21 protein-coding genes are annotated in these 21,029 nt (G+C 52.9%); 7 read left to right on the forward strand and 14 right to left on the reverse strand.

All coding sequences use genetic code 11. From position 1 onward, the window contains the following. Positions 1–51 precede the first annotated feature (51 nt). The 11 genes from QLG21_RS18570 to QLG21_RS18620 form a co-directional block, all read right to left on the reverse strand. Positions 52–270 carry a YgdI/YgdR family lipoprotein gene (locus QLG21_RS18570; RefSeq protein ID WP_137849131.1) on the reverse strand — a complete coding sequence of 73 codons (219 nt, stop codon included), beginning with the start codon at positions 268–270 and terminating at the stop codon, positions 52–54. Between the two features lie 56 nt (positions 271–326). Then, entirely contained in the window at positions 327–452 is a 126-nt protein-coding gene (locus tag QLG21_RS18575) for a hypothetical protein (RefSeq protein WP_280638530.1), read from the reverse strand. A 14-nt stretch (positions 453–466) separates the two neighbouring features. Further along, complete coding sequence (locus QLG21_RS18580; protein WP_006177042.1) at positions 467–1,426, reverse strand: glycyl-radical enzyme activating protein; 960 nt, start codon at positions 1,424–1,426, stop codon at positions 467–469. Then, positions 1,389–3,770, reverse strand: coding sequence for a choline trimethylamine-lyase (gene cutC / locus QLG21_RS18585; RefSeq protein ID WP_282484958.1), 2,382 nt, complete (start codon positions 3,768–3,770; stop codon positions 1,389–1,391). Before cutC ends, QLG21_RS18580 begins: the two co-directional genes overlap by 38 nt. Before the next feature lie 11 nt (positions 3,771–3,781). Beyond that, positions 3,782–4,108 (reverse strand): SMR family transporter, encoded by a 327-nt coding sequence (locus tag QLG21_RS18590; protein WP_348994648.1) that lies wholly within the window; start codon positions 4,106–4,108, stop codon positions 3,782–3,784. A 15-nt stretch (positions 4,109–4,123) separates the two neighbouring features. Then, the gene (locus QLG21_RS18595) at positions 4,124–4,459 is read right to left on the reverse strand and encodes an SMR family transporter (protein ID WP_282484959.1); all 336 of its coding nucleotides are present in this window, start codon (positions 4,457–4,459) and stop codon (positions 4,124–4,126) included. Between the two features lie 102 nt (positions 4,460–4,561). Beyond that, complete coding sequence (locus tag QLG21_RS18600) at positions 4,562–5,365, reverse strand: PhzF family phenazine biosynthesis protein (protein WP_282484960.1); 804 nt, start codon at positions 5,363–5,365, stop codon at positions 4,562–4,564. After that, positions 5,355–6,023 carry a PAS domain-containing protein gene (locus QLG21_RS18605; RefSeq protein WP_006177047.1) on the reverse strand — a complete coding sequence of 223 codons (669 nt, stop codon included), beginning with the start codon at positions 6,021–6,023 and terminating at the stop codon, positions 5,355–5,357. The genes QLG21_RS18600 and QLG21_RS18605 overlap by 11 nt, the downstream gene beginning before the upstream one ends. A 1,030-nt stretch (positions 6,024–7,053) precedes the next feature. After that, positions 7,054–7,203, reverse strand: a complete 150-nt coding sequence (locus tag QLG21_RS18610) for a hypothetical protein (protein WP_171007391.1) — start codon at positions 7,201–7,203, stop codon at positions 7,054–7,056. A 107-nt stretch (positions 7,204–7,310) separates the two neighbouring features. Further along, on the reverse strand, positions 7,311–7,733 hold the full coding sequence (locus tag QLG21_RS18615) for a DUF2000 domain-containing protein (protein WP_282484961.1): 423 nt from the start codon (positions 7,731–7,733) through the stop codon (positions 7,311–7,313). A 45-nt stretch (positions 7,734–7,778) separates the two neighbouring features. After that, positions 7,779–7,943, reverse strand: coding sequence for a hypothetical protein (locus tag QLG21_RS18620; RefSeq protein ID WP_171007390.1), 165 nt, complete (start codon positions 7,941–7,943; stop codon positions 7,779–7,781). Positions 7,944–8,653: 710 nt separating this feature from the next. Here QLG21_RS18620 and QLG21_RS18625 point away from each other — a divergent pair. From QLG21_RS18625 to QLG21_RS18635, 3 genes are read left to right on the forward strand one after another with little or no spacing between them, the layout of a single operon-like run. Continuing rightward, positions 8,654–9,628, forward strand: a complete 975-nt coding sequence (locus QLG21_RS18625; protein WP_137849125.1) for a GGDEF domain-containing protein — start codon at positions 8,654–8,656, stop codon at positions 9,626–9,628. After that, positions 9,621–12,188, forward strand: coding sequence for an EAL domain-containing protein (locus QLG21_RS18630; protein WP_171007389.1), 2,568 nt, complete (start codon positions 9,621–9,623; stop codon positions 12,186–12,188). The genes QLG21_RS18625 and QLG21_RS18630 overlap by 8 nt, the downstream gene beginning before the upstream one ends. A 51-nt stretch (positions 12,189–12,239) precedes the next feature. Beyond that, positions 12,240–12,596 carry a hypothetical protein gene (locus tag QLG21_RS18635; protein ID WP_006177056.1) on the forward strand — a complete coding sequence of 119 codons (357 nt, stop codon included), beginning with the start codon at positions 12,240–12,242 and terminating at the stop codon, positions 12,594–12,596. Positions 12,597–12,635: 39 nt separating this feature from the next. On the opposite strand, the gene betA is transcribed toward QLG21_RS18635, so the two are convergent. From betA to betI, 3 genes are read right to left on the reverse strand one after another with little or no spacing between them, the layout of a single operon-like run. Beyond that, a complete protein-coding gene (betA, locus tag QLG21_RS18640; protein ID WP_282484962.1) occupies positions 12,636–14,300 on the reverse strand; it encodes a choline dehydrogenase in 1,665 nt (554 codons plus the stop codon). Between the two features lie 13 nt (positions 14,301–14,313). Continuing rightward, a complete protein-coding gene (betB, locus tag QLG21_RS18645) occupies positions 14,314–15,786 on the reverse strand; it encodes a betaine-aldehyde dehydrogenase (RefSeq protein ID WP_282484963.1) in 1,473 nt (490 codons plus the stop codon). A gap of 13 nt (positions 15,787–15,799) precedes the next feature. Continuing rightward, on the reverse strand, positions 15,800–16,387 hold the full coding sequence (gene betI, locus QLG21_RS18650; RefSeq protein WP_042320939.1) for a transcriptional regulator BetI: 588 nt from the start codon (positions 16,385–16,387) through the stop codon (positions 15,800–15,802). 128 nt (positions 16,388–16,515) lie between these two features. On the opposite strand from betI, the gene betT reads away from it, so the two are divergent. The 4 genes from betT to QLG21_RS18670 all read left to right on the forward strand — a co-directional run bounded on the left by betT (position 16,516) and on the right by QLG21_RS18670 (position 21,027). After that, complete coding sequence (gene betT, locus QLG21_RS18655) at positions 16,516–18,549, forward strand: choline BCCT transporter BetT (protein ID WP_006177060.1); 2,034 nt, start codon at positions 16,516–16,518, stop codon at positions 18,547–18,549. Positions 18,550–18,767: 218 nt separating this feature from the next. Then, entirely contained in the window at positions 18,768–19,259 is a 492-nt protein-coding gene (locus QLG21_RS18660; protein ID WP_282484964.1) for an Hcp family type VI secretion system effector, read from the forward strand. Continuing rightward, positions 19,256–19,735 (forward strand): DUF2778 domain-containing protein, encoded by a 480-nt coding sequence (locus tag QLG21_RS18665; protein ID WP_282484965.1) that lies wholly within the window; start codon positions 19,256–19,258, stop codon positions 19,733–19,735. The genes QLG21_RS18660 and QLG21_RS18665 overlap by 4 nt, the downstream gene beginning before the upstream one ends. A 380-nt stretch (positions 19,736–20,115) precedes the next feature. Beyond that, the gene (locus QLG21_RS18670; RefSeq protein WP_006177063.1) at positions 20,116–21,027 is read left to right on the forward strand and encodes a metal ABC transporter substrate-binding protein; all 912 of its coding nucleotides are present in this window, start codon (positions 20,116–20,118) and stop codon (positions 21,025–21,027) included. Positions 21,028–21,029: the final 2 nt, after the last annotated feature.

Raw genomic sequence — 21,029 nt, forward strand, 5'->3', positions numbered from 1 at the left:
CTAAAAGGTACTCGGGGGCAGCGCAGTAATCGCCTGCGCTGCCCGTCGGGCTTATTTCTCAATCATCTGCACAATCTGGTCCCGGTTAATAGCGTGCTCATTACCGGCGACGTCTTCATAGGTAATTAACCCGTTGTCATCATCCACCTCGGGTTTCCCGTGGGTGATAATCATCTCTCCGTTTTTTTTCTGTAAAACATAATCGCTGGAACACCCTGCAATGGTGAGGGTGATAAATGCCAGACTCATAATTGCGACAACTTTTTTCATCTTAATACCTGTTGTAATAAGGCCTGTCGTGGCCGAATGCGTGAATAACTTTCTGGTTAGCGAAATTGCGTGAACAGCAATACGCCATAGATGACCAGGATAAAAAACAGCGAGCCTGCGACAACGCGCCGCTCAAGTGTGGTGACCTCTTTTTTTGGATGACCTTCTGATGTTGGTAACACAGACATTTTCCCCTTTATCCGGCCAGCGTACCTGATACCCGTACGGGCAGGCCGATATGTTGAGCAATGCGCAGGACGTTATCCAGATTTGCGGAATAACAATTCCACGCGTATTCCCTGTTGAGTAATGTGTATTTCCCTGTCCCAAAGCGATGGTAAGGCAATAATTCAACGCCCAGTACGTTGTCCCGTCCGTGGATTAAAGAATAAATAAGTGTCAATAATTGCTCTGCTGATTCCGGCGCGTCATTAAAATCGGGGATGACCGGGATACGAATAATTATCTTGCGCCCCTCGTCAATGAGCCGGACCAGATTGCGCACGATGATTTTATTGCTGACACCGGTAAAGCGCTGGTGCAGCGCGTCATCCGCGCTTTTAAGATCGTACAGAATAAGATCGCAGCCCGACGTGACCTGATGGAGCGCGCGCCAGGAGGCATAACCCGCCGTTTCAATCGTGGTGTGAATATCTTCGGCCTTGAGCCGGGCGATCAGCGCCTGGGCGAAATCCGGCTGGGTAGCCACTTCGCCGCCGCTCAGCGTTACGCCCCCACCAGACTGCCGAAACCAGATCTCATCAGCCATCACCCGGTCGAACACCGTTTCAACGCTGAGCGGTTCGCCAACCACGTTGAGGGCGGCGGCGGGGCAGCGTTCTTCGCACAGCCCACAGCCCGTGCAACTGCGGTCGCGGTTCAGGCTGTGCAGCCCGTCCTGCCAGCTGTGCAGCCCTGTCGGGCACAGCTGCGCGCATTGTCCGCAGTGCAGGCAGCGTTCGGCATGGAAAAAGATCTCCCGACCGGGGTGAAGCCCTTCGGGATTTGCACACCAGGCGCAGCGCATCTGGCACCCCTTGAAAAAGACGATACTGCGGATCCCCGGCCCGTCATGTAATGAAAACCGCTGAATGTGGGTGATCCAGCCGGTGACCTGTTCAGAAGTGCCGTTGCGTGGTTCGGCTGATAATTTCATCCTGCACCTCCTTACTCAGCTCCACAAAGAAGGCGCTGTACCCCGCCACCCGAATCATCAGATTGCGATAGTCGCCGGGGTTCTGCTGGGCCTGGCGCAGGGTGTCGTCGTCCACATAGCTGAACTGCAGCTGGGCATTCCCGAGGATGCTGGCCGTGCGCAGCAGGTGGATGAGGCTGTTCTGGCCCTCCGGGGTTTCCAGCATGCCGTACATCAGCTTGATATTGTGCACCATGCCAATATCCATCTCCTCGACGTTGATCCGGCTGACGGAATTGATGATGGCCGTCGGCCCCAGATAATCCGTCTGTTGAGAGGGGCTGATCCCATCGGCCAGCGGCTTGCCCGCCAGTCGGCCCGAAGGCAGCGCACCGGTGATAAGGCCAAACGGCGTGTTATTCGAGATAGAAAGCGTGCCGAAGGCAAAAGGCGCATACAGCATCCGGTACTGACGGTGCTCCTGCTCCAGGAAACGCACCAGCTCGCGGGCGATCTCATCCACCGCGCGAATGTCATTACCGTATTTGGGCGCCCGCAGGCAGGCGGTCAGAATGTCGTCGTGGCCGACAAAGTTGTGTTCGAGCGCGTCCACCACCTGCTGCAACGTAAAGCGTTGGGTCTCAAAAACCAGCGTCCTGATGGCCATCAGCGAGTTAACGCAGTCTGCCAGCCCGGTCCAGATCAGCCCCGGCCCGGCGTTGAGCGCCGCGCCGCCCTGGGTGACGTCTTTGGCTGTCGCCATGCAGCCGTCGATCAGGCTCGACATCAGCGGTTTTCGGGCGTAATCGGCATGCAGCTTTTGCACAATCAGCGTGGCCTGCGCGGCTTTCCTGACGATGGCGGAGAGCTGCGTGCGAACGGCACGCTCCACGTCGTTATAGCAGCTGAACGCGGACACCTCACCCGTTGCCGGACCACAGGGTTTACCGGCTGACGATCGCCCGTTACGCAGCGCCAGTTCGATGGCGGCGGTGAAGGTGGTGTAACCCACCGACGTCCACTGATACATTTTGCCTGCCTTCTGTGGCTCAACGCAGCCCATCAGGCAGTAGTCGCGGGCATCCTCATAGCTGAAGCCTTTGTGCAACATCATCCGGATATGCGCATCGTCGAAATGGCAGGCCGGGAAACCCATTCCGCTGCGCACCACATCGACCACCTTGCGCATAAAGGGCTGAGGCGACTGGTTGTGGATCCGCACGGACAGGCCGGGCTGATAGATTTTTAACTGCGCCGAGCAGTCCATGATCATCAGGGTCAGCGGATTGGTGGCATCGCCGCCCTCACGCTTCTGGCCCCCGACCACGACGTTGATAAACGGCTGATAGCCGGCGAAATACATCGCCGTAGATTCACTGCAAATCCACAGGATCTCGGCCATCTTGATCAGCCAGCAACAGAGCAGCTCTTCTGCCTGCGCGTGCGTCAGTACGCCGTCATTAAGATCCCGCTCCAGCAACGGCCAGAGGTATTGATCGACGCGGCCCAGGGAGATACCGGTTTGGTTTTCTTCCAGGGTAAAAAGAGAGTGGACGAACCAGATAGCCTGCAATGCATCGTGAAAATGGCGCGGCGGGTGTTCCGGTACGCGACGGCAGATGTCCGCCAGATGCCGCAGCTCGTCCTGGCGAAGCGGGTCGCCTTCGGTTTCAGCCAGCTCGCTCAGCCGGGCCGCGTAACGGTGGGCATAGGTCAGCACGCCATCGCAGGTGTGCAGCATCGCCGTGTAAAAGCTGAACGCCTCTGCGCCTTCCGGCGATGCCGGATCAACAGCGGCAAGCCGGGCTGCCGCCTCTTCACGGATCCCTTTTATCCCTTTAGTGAGCAGGATATTGTCGTACCCGGGGCAGGAGTCACCCCCGCCGTTTTGCGTCTTGATGGTCACATCGCAAATGCCGTCGTCGTGACACCACTCCCACAGCCCCAGAACCTGTAGCTGCGTTTGCGCCATCTCATCCAGCGAGCGGCCTTCCCAGTAGGGGAACACCTCTTCGCGAAGCAGGCGCTTTGTTTCGTCATCAATCTGATACGGGTCCTGCGCCCGCTGCGGGAGGGTATCCAGCTCGTCGGCGACCCAGCGCCAGCTGATTTCCGGCGATATCTCACCGCCGCGTGCTCCTCCGGCCGGATGGCTTACGATCAGTTCATTGTCGGCCACATACAGGGGCGCATTCTCACAGGCGCGGCGAAAAGCCAGCGCCCGGAGGAGCGTGTTATCCATGCCCGGGTTTTCTTTATAAACCCGGGTGACGCTGATCGCCCGCCGGGCAGAGACAAAGGGTTTGGCCTGCAGGTAGTTATCGCGAAGCTGGCGCACCCGAAGTGAAAGCGCATCGATTTTCATTTTTTCTCTCGTTAAACCGCTATCACAATCAGACCGGCCACGATGCAGCAGATCCCCACCTTTTCCAGCACGCTGCTGCGCATCTGATAAAAGATGCTGCTCATCAACGCGATCATGACAATGCCAAAACCTGACCAGACGGCATAAGCGACTACCGGTGTCACCGCATCCATCAGCATTGACAGGGCATAAAAGGACATGACGTAACAGACCATGCATAAAAGCGTCACGGATTTATTTTTAAAGTTATTCGTTTGGGGTAGCAGTAGAGTAACAATAACTTCCATGGTGACTGAAATAATCAGCCAGAAGAGGTAAGTCAATAGTGTAAACATCATGATTCGTCGCGTGATTTATTTTTGTTTAATGGCCAGATTTAAAATTACCGTGCCGCTTATCACAAGGCAGATGCCGATCCATGCGCTCTGCGTCAGAATATAATCGAAGCAGCGCGTCTGAATATAGGTAATACTGAGTATGCCCACCGCAGACCAGATGGCATATGCTACGCCAATGTGAATTCTGCGTAACGCAACGGATAAGAAATAATAGCTTATGCCATAAAGCAGTATCGCCGTCATGCCGATAACAGGGCGCTGAAAACTATTGGATAACGACAATAACGTTGTGGCTATAATTTCAATGGATACCGCAGCAATAAGCGCGGTAACGCTTTTGGATAACGTCACGGAAAAATTCTCATGCTGATTAATAATGGGTTATGTCTTTTTTGCTAAAAAAATAGTAATTCGTCTTTGATAATATTAAAAATAAGACACACGTCCGCGTGTTTACAGAATATACGCGCCTTCGATAATCAGGCATGCCTCGCCGGAGAGTGCGACGCGTCCATTTTCTTTTATCTCGCAGGTCAGCTCACCTTTGCGGCTGCCGCCCTGCTGCGCATGCAGCGTTTTTTTCCCGAGCTTCTCACTCCACAGCGGGGCGAGGAAGGTGTGTGCAGAACCCGTGACCGGATCCTCGTTCACGCCAACCTGCGGGCCAAACCAGCGGGAGCGGAAATCGACGTCGCGTGACGCTGCCGTGACCACAACGCCGCGGGTATCGAATTTTTCCAGCGCGTTGAAATCCGGCTTCAGCAAATCCAGCGAGTTTTCATCATTAATAACCACGATAAGGTCGGATGCCTGCCAGACTTCGCCCGCGTCCTCGTGAAGCCCCAGCGCCGCGAACAGACCTTGCGGTGGGGCAATCCTGACGGGCGTCACAAGCGGAAAATCGAGTGTATAAACGCCGTTACAGGCGGTGACGGTCAGCACGCCGCTGCGCGTATGAAAGCGCATCCGCTCGCCCGCCTCGTTACGGCTCAGCAGGACACTGGCCGCCGCGAGCGTCGCATGGCCGCAGAGATCCACCTCCACCGCGGGGGTAAACCAGCGCAGCCCGAAGTCGTCGCCCTGTTTGATAACAAACGCGGTTTCAGAAAGATTGTTTTCCGTGGCGATGCGCTGCAGAACCTTGTCATCCGGCCACGCATCCAGCAGGCAAACCGCCGCCGGATTGCCCGTAAAAGGCCCGTTAGAGAACGCGTCTACCTGGTAAAACGGAATGCGTTGCTGCCCGTTATTTTTCACCCAATACCTCGAGATCGTTATAAACCGTATAACGTGTTATGCCCAGGGCCTGAGCCGCGTGCTGAACGCCGCCCCGCATTTTGAAAATGCCTTTAGCGTGCATTTCAGCAACGATTTTAAGCCGCTGCGCTTTCTGGATTTTCTTACCCGGAACCGAATGCTTATCAATAATTTCCTGAATAGACTGCTCAATCAGACCGCCGAGATTAATATCCTGAGCGTCTGAATCGGGACGCGTGCAGGCCATCACGGCGTCCAGGCTTTTGCGCATTTGTTCATACGGCGAGGTGTCCACGTTGATGCAGAAGGCCATCAGGGGAATACCGTCTTCGCTGAAATAGAGCGTCGAGGCGCTGTTGAGGATCTTTCCTGATAACGTCGCGGTTTTATAATCTTTTACCGTGACCGGGGTACTGTCCTGGCGGTTTTTAAGCAACAGAGCGAACCCTTTGTCCTTCTCAGGGCCGGACAGGAGATTGTCACCGGCCTTTCTGCCGCTAACGTGGCCGTTGATGATTTTGACAACCGAGCACTCCGGCCTGGTGAGGTTATGCAGCACCACCTCCTGATTGGCCGATAATGTGCTTGCCAGCGCATCCATTGCCGCTTCCAGCGGCCCGGAAATCAGTTCAATCTCTTTGGCGTAATCTGATTTCATTTTTACTCCCTCGTATGCAGCGTTGTCAGATGACAGTGTAGACCTTCATGTTGATCGCCATCCCGTACGGTTGAAGGAAATCAGAAAAGCCTGGTCAGGGTAAACTATACGCTCTATGTGTAATAATCAACAAAAAGTTGTATTTGGATATTGCGGCATAAAGCCTTACGGCAAGGGCATGTCGATGGGGGACAGAAGGGCGTAAACAGAGGCTGAAGGGCAAACGCGGGACGAATTGTTGAATAATGCTAATCAATGCATTGAGGAGGCCAGAAGAAACAGGCCTCTGCAAGAGAGGCAGACTGATGAACAGGTTGTGATTAACCTATGCGCTTACGGGCTTCACTTTGCCGTGAGGGCAGGTAGTAAAGATACATCGCGCTGTGGAGGTACAGTGCATGTTCTCGGGTTCGGTGTCGCCTGGGCAGCTGGACATGTTCTGCATTACCCGCCAGAGCGTGGCGCTATGCTTATCTATCTGGATGATATTGATTTGCCGTAACTGGTCGGCAATAAGAAAGCCGCTGTTACAGACTTTAATCAAGTCGCCGGTTTTAATGAGATAGTCGCCCTTGTACCAAAGTACATATTTATGATTATGCTGAGTAATGATTGTCGTAAAAAATGTTCCTGTAATTGGACTGACAATGGTACCTAATGAAATCCAATTTTTCGACGTTACCATTAATTTACCTTTTATTAAAAACATGCTCTTTTTTAACAGGTTATCTATATTGGTAAAACGTGCAAAATAGTTATCCCCTATCAATTTGATTCTATTGTAAAAGCATCTGGCGGGCATCCTGTCAAATATTTACTGCCAGAAATGCAATAATAAAAAATAAAGTGGAAAAATTAACAAAATGAAGAGCGTATTCACAACATTTCGTTGGTTTTTTTACATGATGGAATAGGTTCACCGACCCGGGCGGATAATAAATGATCAGTGCAATGTGCTTCTTTCTTTCGGGTAGTGCAGCGTTATCGTTGCAATGTCGAGAGCGCTTAAACGAGAAATGCTCTAGCCTGGTTAGTTTTCATCCCAAATTGTTAAAACTTCCTCAACATTCCTCACGCCGTCCCGGAAATAATTGACGTGGTTTTTTTCCATAAGCACGATTTCAATGCAGGCGATGATCAGGACGATCAGCAGAGAGAAGGTGACAATCTTTTTAATCATAGTGGTGTTCCGTAAAACAAAATCGGTTTATCAACTGAAGTACGGTGCCGCATGGCGTAACCTATGGCCCTGTGCGCCATGCACAGGGCCACATTGTTTCTGGCGACTTAGGCCTGCTTATAGAGAGAGAATTTTTTGGTCACACATGCCATTGAGTCGGTATCGCCGTAAAGTGCGATAGCCACAAACTCGAGCGAATCCAGGGCGGCTTTTTGCGTGTCGCGGATCTGAATTTCGCTGGAAGGCCCCAGCATGGTGGTGGTAAAGAAATTGGTTTCTATGCCCGCCTCCTGACACTTAAGCAGCGCTGTTTTTAATTGATTGCTATTTTTTGCCTGCAGGATCACCATCGGATAGTGGCTAAGCGAGGCACGCAGCCCGCTCTCTGCATTCGGATAATCATTAAACAGCACGTTTTCGGCTTTGCGCATGATACCGGCCGCGACATGGGCGGTGGCATTCAGAAGCAGTGCCGGATCCTGTTGACGATTGACAATGACGTAGAGCTTTTTTTGGTTGTCTTCAAACATACTCCATCCCCGATAACGATATTCTGATACACACTGGCCTGGCCATCAATGATGGTGATGGTAGCCATGATAATGTAAGGACTCATGGTGCCAGGAATGATGGTCCGGGTGATGGCGATCGTGGGAAGCGTGCCCGCCGATCACACAGCCGCTGAGCATCAGGCTCATGGAAAACAGAGTGGCCTTCAGCAGGGCCTTAACGTTCAGCATTCTTTCTTTACCTCAATGACGGTCCGGATTGCGAAGAAAATACTAACAAAAAGTTGTGTTTTCAACAAATAATTGATTGCATCTTGACCTGTAACAAGGTGAGTGGTTTTTTGCTATCCCGAAGGGGTAGAGTTTATGGTCACCAGAAGGGTAGGGATGAAAGTGGTGCGTCATCAGACATGTATTTCCAGAAGATGGGACAGTCGCTAAATAAAAATTCAGATAACGGTCTGCCATTATTTTTGTAGTGGAAGTAAACATCCATAAAATATAAATAAGGACCCTGGAAGTCTGCTGCAATTTAACGGAAATGTGACATTATCCTAAAGCTAAAATTTAGTTTAATTATACACATTTAGTTGAATTCAGGAGTCGGATTTCCGTTGTTTTGCGTGTTTTATCGTCACTTGCTGTTGCTGATAGTGAGTATTGCTAAAGATTTGGCAACAATTATGAAATATTTAATCATTGCATTTAAAATATACCTATCACATCAATCATTCATTCAATTAACTCCTTTTTCTTATTAACAATTAACCAAAATAATAGCGAAATTAATGTGTAAATTCGCAGGAATGGCTATTGTTACGGGTAACGCAAAGGTATAGAGTTTTCGCCCTGCCAGGGAGGTCCGCCTCTCTGGCTAAAAAGATATGACTCTCAACGCGCTCTTTTTGTGAGTTTATATATTGCATATACAGGTTAATGAAATGACGCCACGATTACAGTTCATAATTTCATTTATTATCTTTATTCTTAGCCCGATGTGTCTGTTCATAGGCTATAAAAAAACAGACAAAGAGATGAATGACACTGAGCAAAAAATCAATATCCTGATAAAGAAAAATGCGCTAATCGAGGCGATAGGCGAGGATTTCCTGTACTCTTCCACCCCCAATCCCAATCAGGGGGGGAAGTTGCGCACTACCTATCAACACTATATCACTGCGCTGAAGAGCAGTGCGCTGCCTGCGTCTATCGTTAGTCCTGAACTTGATAAAACGAAGGCGATGATGCTTGCCGCGAGTCGACATGATGTCGCTAAAATGAGAACGTACTTTGCAACGGATACCTTTGCCAGGGAAATTCAATCTGTTAACCAGCGCTCTACCCGCAGAACGACCTGGATTAAGCTATCACTGCTGCTTTGCCTCCCGCTGTTAATTTCCCTGGTGCGGACGGTTTATCATTATTACCTCACCACCCGGTTCAAGTTACTGGAAAAGGATTATTATCGGGACTCGCTGACCAAAGTGTATAACCGGAATTATTTAGACGTGGCGTTGAAATCGCACCAGTCGTCACATCTGCTGCTCGTAGACGTTGATGATTTCAAACGGGTCAATGATAAATATGGCCACTACACGGGAGATGTGGTTCTGGCGGAAATTGCCCGCAAGATCTCTCAGTCCGTCAGGAGTCATGACATTGTCATTCGATTTGGCGGCGATGAGTTCCTGGTTATGCTGCATGACACCACGCACGAAGAAGCCAAAAAGATTGCGCGCAGAATCGCCAGGCCGGAAAAAAAGACGCTGATGGTGAACCGGGAAGAAATTACCCTGCCGACCGTTTCTATCGGTATGGCTGACTTTAATGATTCATTCGTCAACAGTTTTAATTTAGCCGATAAAGCTATCTATAAAATGAAAAATAATGGCAAGGGAGGGGTATATCATGAGTAATGCGTTTAACGCCAGGATCTATCCTCTGACATTGTTGCATACCATTCTGCTGTTTTTAGCGATCACCTTCGCGACGGTTTTCTGCACCGTGTTCTTTATGCTCAAACATGCCAGTCAGGACATACTGAACACCATGAGCGATAAGATCATCAGCTCAAAGGGGGAAACGATAAAAAATACCATCAATTACTATATTGATACCCCGCGTCAGGTGAATTCCATTATTACGCATGCGCTGCAAAAGAATACCCGCGAGCATGTCGATCTGGTGAAGGTTCGTTCCGAACTGCTCAACGTCATGGAAACCGTTTTTGCAGATAACTATTACTTAAGCTCAACGGCATTTGGATCGGTTGAGGGCGACTATGTCGGTATCGCCAGGGAGTTAAGCGCACAAAACAAAGAATACCTGACGCAAAAGTCAAAAAGCACGGGTAATAACCTGACTTTTTATAGCGGCACCTCGGAAGCCTCAGGCATTGATGATGTGATTTCAGGCTATGATATGTTTCAGCGGCCGTGGTATGCCCAGGTGTATAAAGAGAAAAAATCGTCCTGGACCAATGCCTACCGCGACATGAACTCGACCAGCGCGGTAAGTATCTCTTACAGTTCACCCACCTACGATCTCAACGGGAAGTTCATCGGTGTGGTTTCAAGCGATCTTCGCTTAACGGAGCTCAATAAGTCTCTTGAGAAGATCAAACCCTTTGACGGCAGCATCCTGATCGTGGTGAATGAAAATAATCAGATTGTGGCCGCCTCTGACAGCTCTTTAACCCGGGGAGACAAACATGGGCGATTAACCGATCAGCACGGTTTTGATATCCCCTATTTGAAGGACTCCTCCCTGCCGGTGGTAAAAAAGGTAGGGCAGTTAATCGACCATAAACTCCCGGCGCGTGTATCACGTATCAGTGTCAATGATTCGCAGTATTTTGTTCTGGTACTGCCGTTAATGGATAATAACCATCTGTTGAACTGGAAAAGCGTGATTATTGTTCCTGAGAATATCATGCTTAAAGAGCTGGAGAACTTTAAATACCTCGGTTTTTTAGGCTTGTTGGGTATATTTTCGCTGGGGTTAATACTCATACTCGTTGTGGTATCAAAAGTGATATCCCCGCTTCGCGCGATATTAAATAAAACAGATGAACTTACCAGCTACCGCTGGACGTTACCGGAAGATAAGTGGGTTTTTCCCGAAATTGCCCAGCTTGAGCAATCCTTCTGGAAGCTGTCTCGTCACCTGGCGAAAAGTTTCGAAGCGCTTGAAAAGCAAATCAACCTGGATGCCACCACGGGGCTGCTCACGCGTGCAGGCTTAACCAGTAAAGAGGAAACCTTTGCGCAAAGGAATCTCCTGGCGGTTATCAGTGTTGATAACATGAACGCGATTACAAACTCCCTTGGATATGAGTATGGCAATGAATTTATCCGGGCGTTTATCGATAAAATGCAAACGACTTTTCCTCAGGGTACCCTGATATGTCGCGATGCGGTCGATAAATTCATTGCCATTTTCCCCGGGATGCATCAACACGCTGACGTGGAATGGTATCAACAGCTCATCACCAACCTGTTTACTGATAAATACCATCCGAAGGAGTCCCTGCCTAAGAAGTTTGTTTTTACCGGTTATGCGGGGGCTGTCCTGAGCCGGGTGACGAAAAGTACGCTGACGGAAGCGATAATGAACGCCGGGATTGCGCTCGAATACGCCCGTAAAAGCACGACCTGTCATGCCATGCTGTTTACAGAGTCCATGCACGCTCAGGAAGTCTATAACCTTCAGTTACATGAAAACTTAAGCCGGGGCATCTATAACCAGGAGTTCCATCTGGTTCTGCAGCCTATTGTCGATCTCAGCACCGGGCAATGCACTGAGGGCGAGTGCCTGATACGCTGGCATTCCAAAGAGATGGGGATTGTGCCGCCTGACAGGTTTATCGCGCTTGCGGAAGAGACGGGATTAATATTGCCTTTAGGTAACTGGATTATTGAGCACGCCTGCCTTGAGCTGGCGGATCTGATTACGCGTGGCGCGTCAGACGATTTTAAACTGCATATTAATATTTCCGCCAGACAGCTGCTGAGCGCGGATTTCGCCTGGTTTTTACTGGACGCCATTAAATCAAACGGTTTGAAGAACCAAAATATTTGCATCGAAATCACCGAAACGGTACTGCTTCAGGAAATTGAGCGTACCCGGAAAACGTTGCAGTATCTTCGCCGACACGGCATCACTGTGGCTATCGATGATTTCGGCTCAGGCTTTTCCAGCCTCTCTTACCTGAATATTTTACCGTTTGACGCGGTGAAGATAGATCGTACCTTTACGGCGGGTGTGTTAACCGATCAAAAATGCGAGTCAATTATCTCCTCTATCGTGACGTTAACCAACGGGTTTTCCGTTCCGCTTATCGCTGAAGGCATTGAAGATGACGCTACACGGTTGAAATTAATTGACCTGGGGTGCATGAAAGCGCAGGGCTATTATTTTAAAAAACCCGCGCCGTTCAGCGACTTTGTATGCAGTAAAGGCAACATTATCTTATAAAATTTTTTGCTTCTGAGTGGTTCAGGGGCGCATTACGTAACGGGAAATAACATGAGATTTGTGTGTTTGATCGTCTTCGCCACGATCCTGACGGCATGCGGCGTGCTGCATCCCTTCGGCAATTCCGCGGTGTACCAATCCTATTACGCATCTGCAGAAACGGGGCTGGAGGGGCACTATATCTGTATGCGAAATCTGCTTAGCGCCGCGGGGTATGAGGTGGAAACCATTATCCCCGAGCGGGACAGCCCTAACTTTTTTGATATTGAGAAAGGGGGCGAGCGGATTGCGCAGATAGATATGTATCAGCTGACGGGGGAGAAGGGGATTAGCATCACCCTGATTGCGGGGTCGAAACAGACCAGCGCGGACATTGACCGGACGATCGCCTCGTGCGTTAACGATTAAGCGGTAACAGGGGCCTGCGCTAGCAAGCCCCTCGGCACGTTACCGGCGCACCGGTGCGCCGTTCGCCACATAATAGGCTGCCGTGCTTTTTGCCAGCGGCTCGCGCCCGCGGATCGCATCGGCAATTTTCTCGCCAATCATAATGGTGGTGGCGTTCAGGTTGCCAGTGATGATTTGCGGCATGATCGACGCATCCACCACGCGTAACCCTTCCAGCCCGTGAACACGGCCTTCGCCGTCTACCACCGCCATCTTGTCGTAGCCCATCTTGCAGGTGCCGCACGGGTGGAAGGCGGTTTCAGCGTGGTTACGCACGAACTCGTCCAGTTGCTCGTCGGTCTGGCACTCCACGCCCGGGCTGATTTCCCGGCCACGGTATTTGTCCAGCGCGGGCTGGTGCATGATCTCGCGGGTGATGCGGATCGCGTCGCGGAACTCCTGCCAGTCCTGTTCGTGGGACATGTAGTTAAACAGGATCGCCGGATGCTGATGCGGGTCGCGGGATTTGATCCGCACGTGCCCGCGGCTCGGCGAGCGCATGGAGCCGACGTGACACTGGAAGCCGTGTTCTTTCACCGCGTTCGAGCCGTTGTAGTTAATCGCCACCGGCAGGAAGTGGTACTGAATGTTCGGCCACGCGAACTCCTCGCGGCTGCGGATAAACCCGCCCGCTTCGAAGTGGTTGCTTGCGCCCACGCCGGTGCCGCCAAACAGCCACTCCGCGCCAATTTTCGGCTGGTTCCACCACTGCAGGGCAGGGTAGAGGGAGACCGGCTCTTTACACTCGTACTGGAGGTACATCTCCAGGTGATCCTGCAGGTTCTCACCCACGCCGGGTAAGTCATGCACCAGCGGAATGTCGAACTGCTTCAGGAGTTCAGCGTTGCCCACGCCGGAACGCTGAAGGATCTGCGGAGAGGCAATCGCCCCCGCGCACAGCAGCACTTCTTTGTTCGCCGTTGCTTTCGACGGGATAGTGCTTTCGCCCTCGAGCCACTCGACGCCCACCGCGCGTTTGCCGTCAAAGATAATGTGATCGGTCATGGCGTGAGTGCGGATGGTCAGGTTCGGGCGCGGTTTCGCCTGGTCCAGATAGCCGCGTGCCGTGCTGGCGCGTCGGCCCTGCGGCGTGACGGTGCGATCCATCGGCCCGAAGCCTTCCTGCTGGTAGCCATTGAGATCGTCGGTGCGCGGATAACCCGCCTGCACGCCCGCTTCCACCATCGCCTCAAACAGCGGGTTCACGCCCGGTTTGGAGGTGGTAACGCTCACCGGGCCGTCGCCGCCGTGGTAGTCATTCGGCCCCACGTCGCGCGTCTCCGCCTTGCGGTAGTAGGGCAGGCAGTTGAGATAGCTCCAGTGCTCCAGCCCGGCTTCCTTCGCCCAGTTATCCAGATCCATGGCGTTACCGCGCACGTAGCACATGCCGTTGATCAGCGATGAGCCGCCCAGCCCTTTACCGCGTCCGCACTCCATGCGGCGGTTGTTCATATACGGTTCTGGCTCGGTTTCATACGCCCAGTTGTAGCGCTTGCCCTGCAGCGGAAACGCCAGCGCGGCGGGCATCTGGGTGCGGAAGTCAAAACGGTAATCCGGGCCGCCCGCTTCAAGCAGCAGTACGGTGGTGTTCGGATCTTCGGTCAGTCGTGTTGCCAGCACGTTGCCGGCAGAGCCGGCTCCAATAATGATGTAGTCAAATTGCAAATAAACCTCCCGGTTAAAATATGGACTGGAATTTACCCATCTCAACCTGGATGGACTTCACCTGGGTATAGCTCTGGAGCGTCATCACCCCATTCTCGCGGCCAATGCCGGAGTGTTTATAGCCGCCGACCGGCATCTCTGCGGCGGATTCACCCCAGGTGTTGATCCAGCAGATGCCCGCTTCGAGCTGGTGGATTGCACCGTGGGCGCGGTTCAGATCGGCGGTGACGATACCTGCCGCCAGGCCGTAGTCGGTGTCGTTGGCGCGACGGATGGCTTCTTCGTCAGTGTGATAGGTGAGAATGGACATCACCGGCCCGAAGATCTCCTCGCGCACGATGGTCATCTCGTCGGTGCAGTCGGTGAACACGGTCGGGGCCACCCACGCGCCGTTGTCAAAGCCTTCACCTTTCAGCACGTCGCCGCCGCACAGTACGCGCGCGCCTTCCTCTTTGCCTTTGGCGATGTAGCGCAGCACGTTGTCGCGGTGCGGGAAGCTGACCAGCGGGCCAAAGTTGGTGTTTTCATTGAACAGATCGCCCGCACGGATGCGGCCCACGCGCTCGACAATTTTCTGCTCAAATACGGCTTTGTATTTCGCAGGCACAAACACGCGGGTGCCGTTGGTGCACACCTGGCCGGAGCTGAAGAAGTTGGCCATCATGGCGATGTCTGCCGCGAGATCGAGATCCGCATCGTCGAAAATAATCAGCGGTGATTTGCCGCCCAACTCCATCGTCACCTCTTTCAGGGACGAGGCCGCCGAGTTTGCCATCACTTTTTTGCCGCTGGCGACACCGCCGGTAAAGGAGACCTTCGCGATGCCCGGATGTTCGGTCAGGAACTGGCCGGTTTCTGCCCCTACGCCCGGCAGGACGTTAAACACGCCGTCCGGCAGGCCCGCCTCGGTGTAAATTTCGGCAAGCTTCAGGGCGGTGAGTGGGGTGACCTCGCTCGGTTTGAAGATCATCGCGTTGCCCGCCGCCAGCGCCGGCGCGGATTTCCACAGGGCGATCTGGATCGGGTAGTTCCACGCGCCGATCCCCGCCACCACGCCTAACGGCTCGCGACGGGTGTAAACGAACGAGGTATCGCGCAGTGGGATCTGGCTGCCTTCCAGCGCCGGGATTAACCCCGCGTAGTACTCCAGCACGTCCGCGCCGGTGACGATGTCGACGGTGCTGGTTTCGGAAAACGCTTTACCGGTATCCAGCGTTTCGAGTTTTGCCAGCTCGTCGTTACGCTCGCGCAGGATCTCCACGGCGCGGCGCAGAATGCGCGAACGCTCCATAGCGGTCATCGCCGCCCAGATCTTTTGCCCGCGCTGTGCGCTTTCTACCGCGCGATCAACATCCTCGCGACCGGCGGCCTGCACCGTCGCCAGGACGTCACCGTTGGCCGGGTTGATGGTCTCGAAGGTGCGACCGCTGGTGGCGGATGTATAACCACCATTGATATAAAGCTGCTGTTCTGCCATTCGGGACATACTTTCTCCTCGGTTAATCGGTCGGTAAATGCTGGCTGATAAAGTGGCTGGTGAGCGACTGGGCCAGGGTTTTATCCAGTGGTTTGCCGCTGAGGGCAGCGCGTAGCCACAGCCCGTCGATCAGGGCCGCCAGCCCGTAGCCTGCCTCCTGCGCCTGGTCACGCGGCAGTTCACGACGAAACTCGTACACCAGGTTCGACAGCAGGCGGCGGCTGCTCACCTGCTGCAATCGGTAAAGCATCGGCTGGTGCATGCTGCTCGCCCAGAAGGCCAGCCAGGCTTTCATTGCTGCGCTGCTGACCTGGGTTTCATCGAAGTTGCCGCTGACAATTGCCTGCAAACGCTGTTCGGCGCTGCCGTGCGGCAAGGCGTGCAGGCGGTTCAGCACCGCGTCGCGCAGCTGGCCCGTGATGTCGCGCATGGTCGCTTCCAGCAGGCCGTTTTTGTCTTTGAAGTAGTGGCTGATGATCCCCGTGGATACCCCCGCCCGGCGGGCGATCTGCGCCACGGTGGCGTCGTGCATTCCCACTTCATTAATTGCTTCCAGCGTGGCGTCGATCAGCTGCCTGCGCCGGATCGGCTGCATCCCCAGTTTGGGCATTTTTGCCACTCCATTCATCAGCGTTGGTAATACATTAAAGCGGTTTTTGATTGGACGTTCAATATAAAATGTGTCTTAATTGTTGCGGATTTGGATTTCAATAGTTACAAAAACAGTGGGGATACTGGATGACAGACCTTTCACAAGACAGAGAAAAAGACAAAATCAACCCGGTCGTTTTTTATACTTCCGCCGGGCTGATTTTGTTGTTTTCCCTGACGACGATCTTCTTTCGTGATTTTTCTGCCGAGTGGATCGGGCGCACCCTCAACTGGGTGTCGAAAACCTTCGGCTGGTACTATCTGCTGGCGGCGACGCTCTATATCGTCTTTGTGGTGTGCATTGCCTGCTCGCGCTTCGGTTCGGTGAAGCTCGGGCCAGAGCAGTCAAAGCCCGAATTTAGCCTGCTGAGCTGGGCCGCCATGCTGTTTGCCGCGGGCATCGGTATCGATTTGATGTTCTTCTCGGTGGCCGAGCCGGTGACACAGTATATGCAGCCGCCGGAAGGGGCGGGGCAGACCATTGAGGCCGCGCGCCAGGCGATGGTCTGGACGCTGTTCCACTACGGCCTGACCGGCTGGTCGATGTACGCCCTGATGGGGATGGCGCTCGGATACTTTAGCTATCGTTATAATTTGCCCCTGACCATCCGCTCTGCGCTCTATCCGATTTTCGGCAAAAAAATTAACGGGCCGATTGGGCATACCGTGGATATCGCGGCGGTGATCGGTACCATCTTCGGCATCGCCACCACGCTGGGGATTGGCGTGGTGCAGCTCAACTACGGGCTGAGCGTGCTGTTTGATATCCCGGATTCGATGGCGGCCAAAGCGGCGCTGATTGCGCTGTCGGTGATTATCGCCACCATTTCGGTTACCTCCGGCGTGGATAAAGGGATCCGCGTGCTCTCCGAGCTGAACGTCGCGCTGGCGTTGGGGCTGATACTGTTCGTGCTGTTTATGGGCGACACCTCGTTCCTGCTCAACGCGCTGGTGCTTAACGTCGGCGACTACGTGAACCGCTTTATGGGTATGACGCTGAACAGCTTCGCCTTTGACCGCCCGGTGGAGTGGATGAACAGCTGGACGCTGTTCTTCTGGGCGTGGTGGGTGGCCTGGTCGCCGTTTGTCGGCCTGTTCCTGGCGCGTATTTCGCGCGGGCGCACCATCCGCCAGTTCGTGCTGGGAACGCTGATTATCCCGTTCACCTTTACGCTGCTGTGGCTGTCGGTGTTCGGCAACAGCGCGCTGCACGAGATTATTCACGGAGACGCGGCGTTTGCCCAGGAGGCGATGGCGCACCCGGAGCGCGGCTTCTACAGCCTGCTGGCGCAGTATCCGGCGTTTACCTTTAGCGCCTCCGTGGCGACCATTACCGGCCTGCTGTTCTACGTCACCTCGGCGGATTCCGGCGCGCTGGTGCTGGGGAACTTCACCTCGAAGCTGAAGGACATCAACAGCGACGCGCCAAACTGGATCCGCATCTTCTGGTCGGTCGCCATTGGCCTGTTGACGCTCGGCATGCTGATGACCAACGGTATTTCCGCCCTGCAGAACACCACGGTGATCATGGGGCTGCCGTTCAGCTTTGTTATCTTCTTCGTGATGGCCGGGCTGTACAAATCGCTGAAGGTGGAAGACTACCGCCGCGAAAGCGCCAGCCGCGACACCGCCCCGCGCCCGATGGGCTCGCAGGACCGCCTGAGCTGGAAAAAACGCCTGTCGCGCCTGATGAACTACCCCGGCACGCGTTACACCAAACAGATGATGGAGACGGTCTGCTTCCCGGCAATGGAAGAGGTGGCCCAGGAGCTGAAGTTGCGCGGTGCGCACGTTGAGCTGAAAAGCCTGCCGCCGGAAGAGGGCGAAACCCTGGGGCACCTGGATCTGCTGGTGCACATGGGCGACGAGCAGAACTTTGTCTACCAGATTTGGCCGCAGCAGTATTCCGTTCCCGGGTTTACCTATCGCGCACGCAGCGGGAAATCGACCTACTACCGGCTTGAGACGTTCCTGCTGGAAGGCAGCCAGGGCAATGACCTGATGGATTACAGCAAGGAGCAGGTGATTACAGACATTCTGGACCAGTATGAACGGCACCTGAACTTTATCCACCTGCACAGGGAAGCGCCGGGAAATAGCGTGATGTTCCCGGATGTGTGAGGAGTGAAATGAAGTGAAAAAACGGGGCCAGTGGATGTTATCTCTGGCCCCGTTCTACTGTAGTATTATTCTCTGAGATTATCAGAAAAATATTATCTCAATCGTTTTTTCATATTTGTCTCCTTTATCCTGATTTAATCAGTAATTTCTTAAGCACAAATCCATTAATTCAAAAAGATAATTACGAGCATACTGCTGGCTTTTATAAGGAGATAAAAATGGCTATTCCAGCTTACTTGTGGCTCAAAGACGATGGTGGTGCTGATATTACAGGTTCTGTAGATGTAAAGGGCCGGGAAGGTAGTATTGAGATTCTCAGTTTTGGACACGGGTTACACATCCCTACCGATGGTAGTACGGGAAAATTAACAGGTACTCGTATTCATTCTCCATTAACCCTGGAAAAAGAATTTGACTCCTCCTCTCCCTATCTTTACCGCGCGGTTGCAACGGGACATACGTTAAAATCGGCTGAAATAAAGTGGTATCGCATTAATGATGCGGGAATGGAAGTCGAATATTTTAATATGTTACTGGAAAGCGTAAAGGTTGTAGGTATTACACCTGTAATGCATAACATAAATAATCCATCGATGGAGAAACATAACCATCTTGAATCTGTTGAGCTCCGCTACGAAAAAATTACGTGGAAATACTGCGACGGGAATATTCAGTTTACCGACGGCTGGAATATGAGGGTTACAGCGTGATAATCGCCAGATATGCTCTTAATGGTCTGCCGACATCCATACTGACAGTGGCTGGGGTAGGTAATTTTCCGGCTTTCTCAGGCCAGATGTATGGCCGCAATAATGTGACAATGTCCAGCCGAAAAGAGATCGGCCCGATCCCCCCGGGGCGATACTTTATCGTCAATCGCCAAAGCGGAGGCAGACTAGGTGCTATATCAGATTTCGGCCTCAAGAATTTCTATGGCACCGATCGTTCCGTCTGGTTTGCCTTGTATAAAGAAGACTGGCAAATAGACGACTCTGTTTTCGTTGAAGGTGTAAAACGTGGCGCGTTTCGGTTGCACCCTGTCGGCCCGCGCGGTTTGAGTGAAGGCTGCATAACGCTTTGTCAGCAGTCTGATTTCGACTATTTAAAAGAGGCGTTGATGAATACAACAATGATGCCTGTACCGTGTTCGAGCTTCAAAGCCTACGGAACGATAACGGTGACCTGATGAGGACCTGCACCCATTTTCTTCTGTTTTGCATACAAAGTGTATTTTGGTTTTTTGTTTGCGGTTTGGTCTGGGCTACGTTTTGTCCCCTGGACAACATTCAAAGACTGGCACATATGCTTAGTATTTACGGAATAGAGGATGTATATGATTTTGCTTCGCTTCTTGATTTGTCCGTCTCGACCATCGGTGCCCTTGGGATAACAATCATTTCAATGAAATATTTGTACAGAAAGATGTAAGCCCCTCGTTGCCTGACGATTTTCCTGTCGCTGACATAACTTTAATGATAACCATTTTCATTTAAATATAGCCTGTGCTATACAATATAGCACGGGCTAATTATGCTTTGATTTTAACCATATCAGGAGACGTCTGCGATGCACCCACTGCAAGGATTGAAAAGACTGCTGCTTGGCGCGCTGTTTACCGCCGTGACCACCACTGGCGCGGTAGCGGCTGAAAAGTTCCAGGTCATCACCACCTTTACCGTTATCGCTGATATGGCGAAAAACGTGGCAGGGGACGCCGCAGAGGTCACCTCTATCACCAAACCGGGCGCGGAAATCCATGAGTATCAGCCGACGCCGGGCGACATCAAGCGCGCTCAGAAGGCGCAGCTGATCCTCTCGAACGGCATGAACCTTGAACTGTGGTTTAAGCGCTTCTATCAGCACCTCAACGGTGTGCCGGAAGTGGAGGTGACGAAAGGCATCACGCCGATGGGCATTACCGAAGGGCCGTACAACGGTAAACCGAACCCACATGCGTGGATGTCACCCGATAATGCGCTGATCTACGTCGATAATATCCGCGACGCGCTGGCGAAATACGATCCGGCTAACGCCGATACCTATGCCCGCAACGCCGAGGCCTACAAGCAGAAAATCACCCGCACCCTTGAGCCGCTGCGCAAGCAGGTGGCGGAGATCCCGCAAGACAAGCGCTGGATGGTGACCAGCGAAGGGGCGTTCTCCTATCTCGCCCGGGATCTGGGGCTGAAAGAGCTGTATCTCTGGCCGATCAACGCCGATCAGCAGGGCACGCCTCAGCAGGTGCGTAAGGTCATCGACAGCGTTAAGACGTATCACATTCCGGCGATATTCAGCGAAAGCACCGTCTCCGACAAGCCTGCACGGCAGGTGGCGCGCGAAACGGGTATCCACTACGGCGGCGTGCTGTACGTGGACTCCCTGAGCGCGGAAAACGGCCCGGTGCCGACCTATCTTGACCTGCTGAACGTCACCACCCGCACCCTGGTACAGGGCATCCGCGACGGCATGAAGGAGTAACT

Source organism: Enterobacter sp. V87_3 (genome assembly GCF_029967835.1).
GTDB classification, from domain to species: Bacteria; Pseudomonadota; Gammaproteobacteria; order Enterobacterales; family Enterobacteriaceae; genus Enterobacter; species Enterobacter cancerogenus.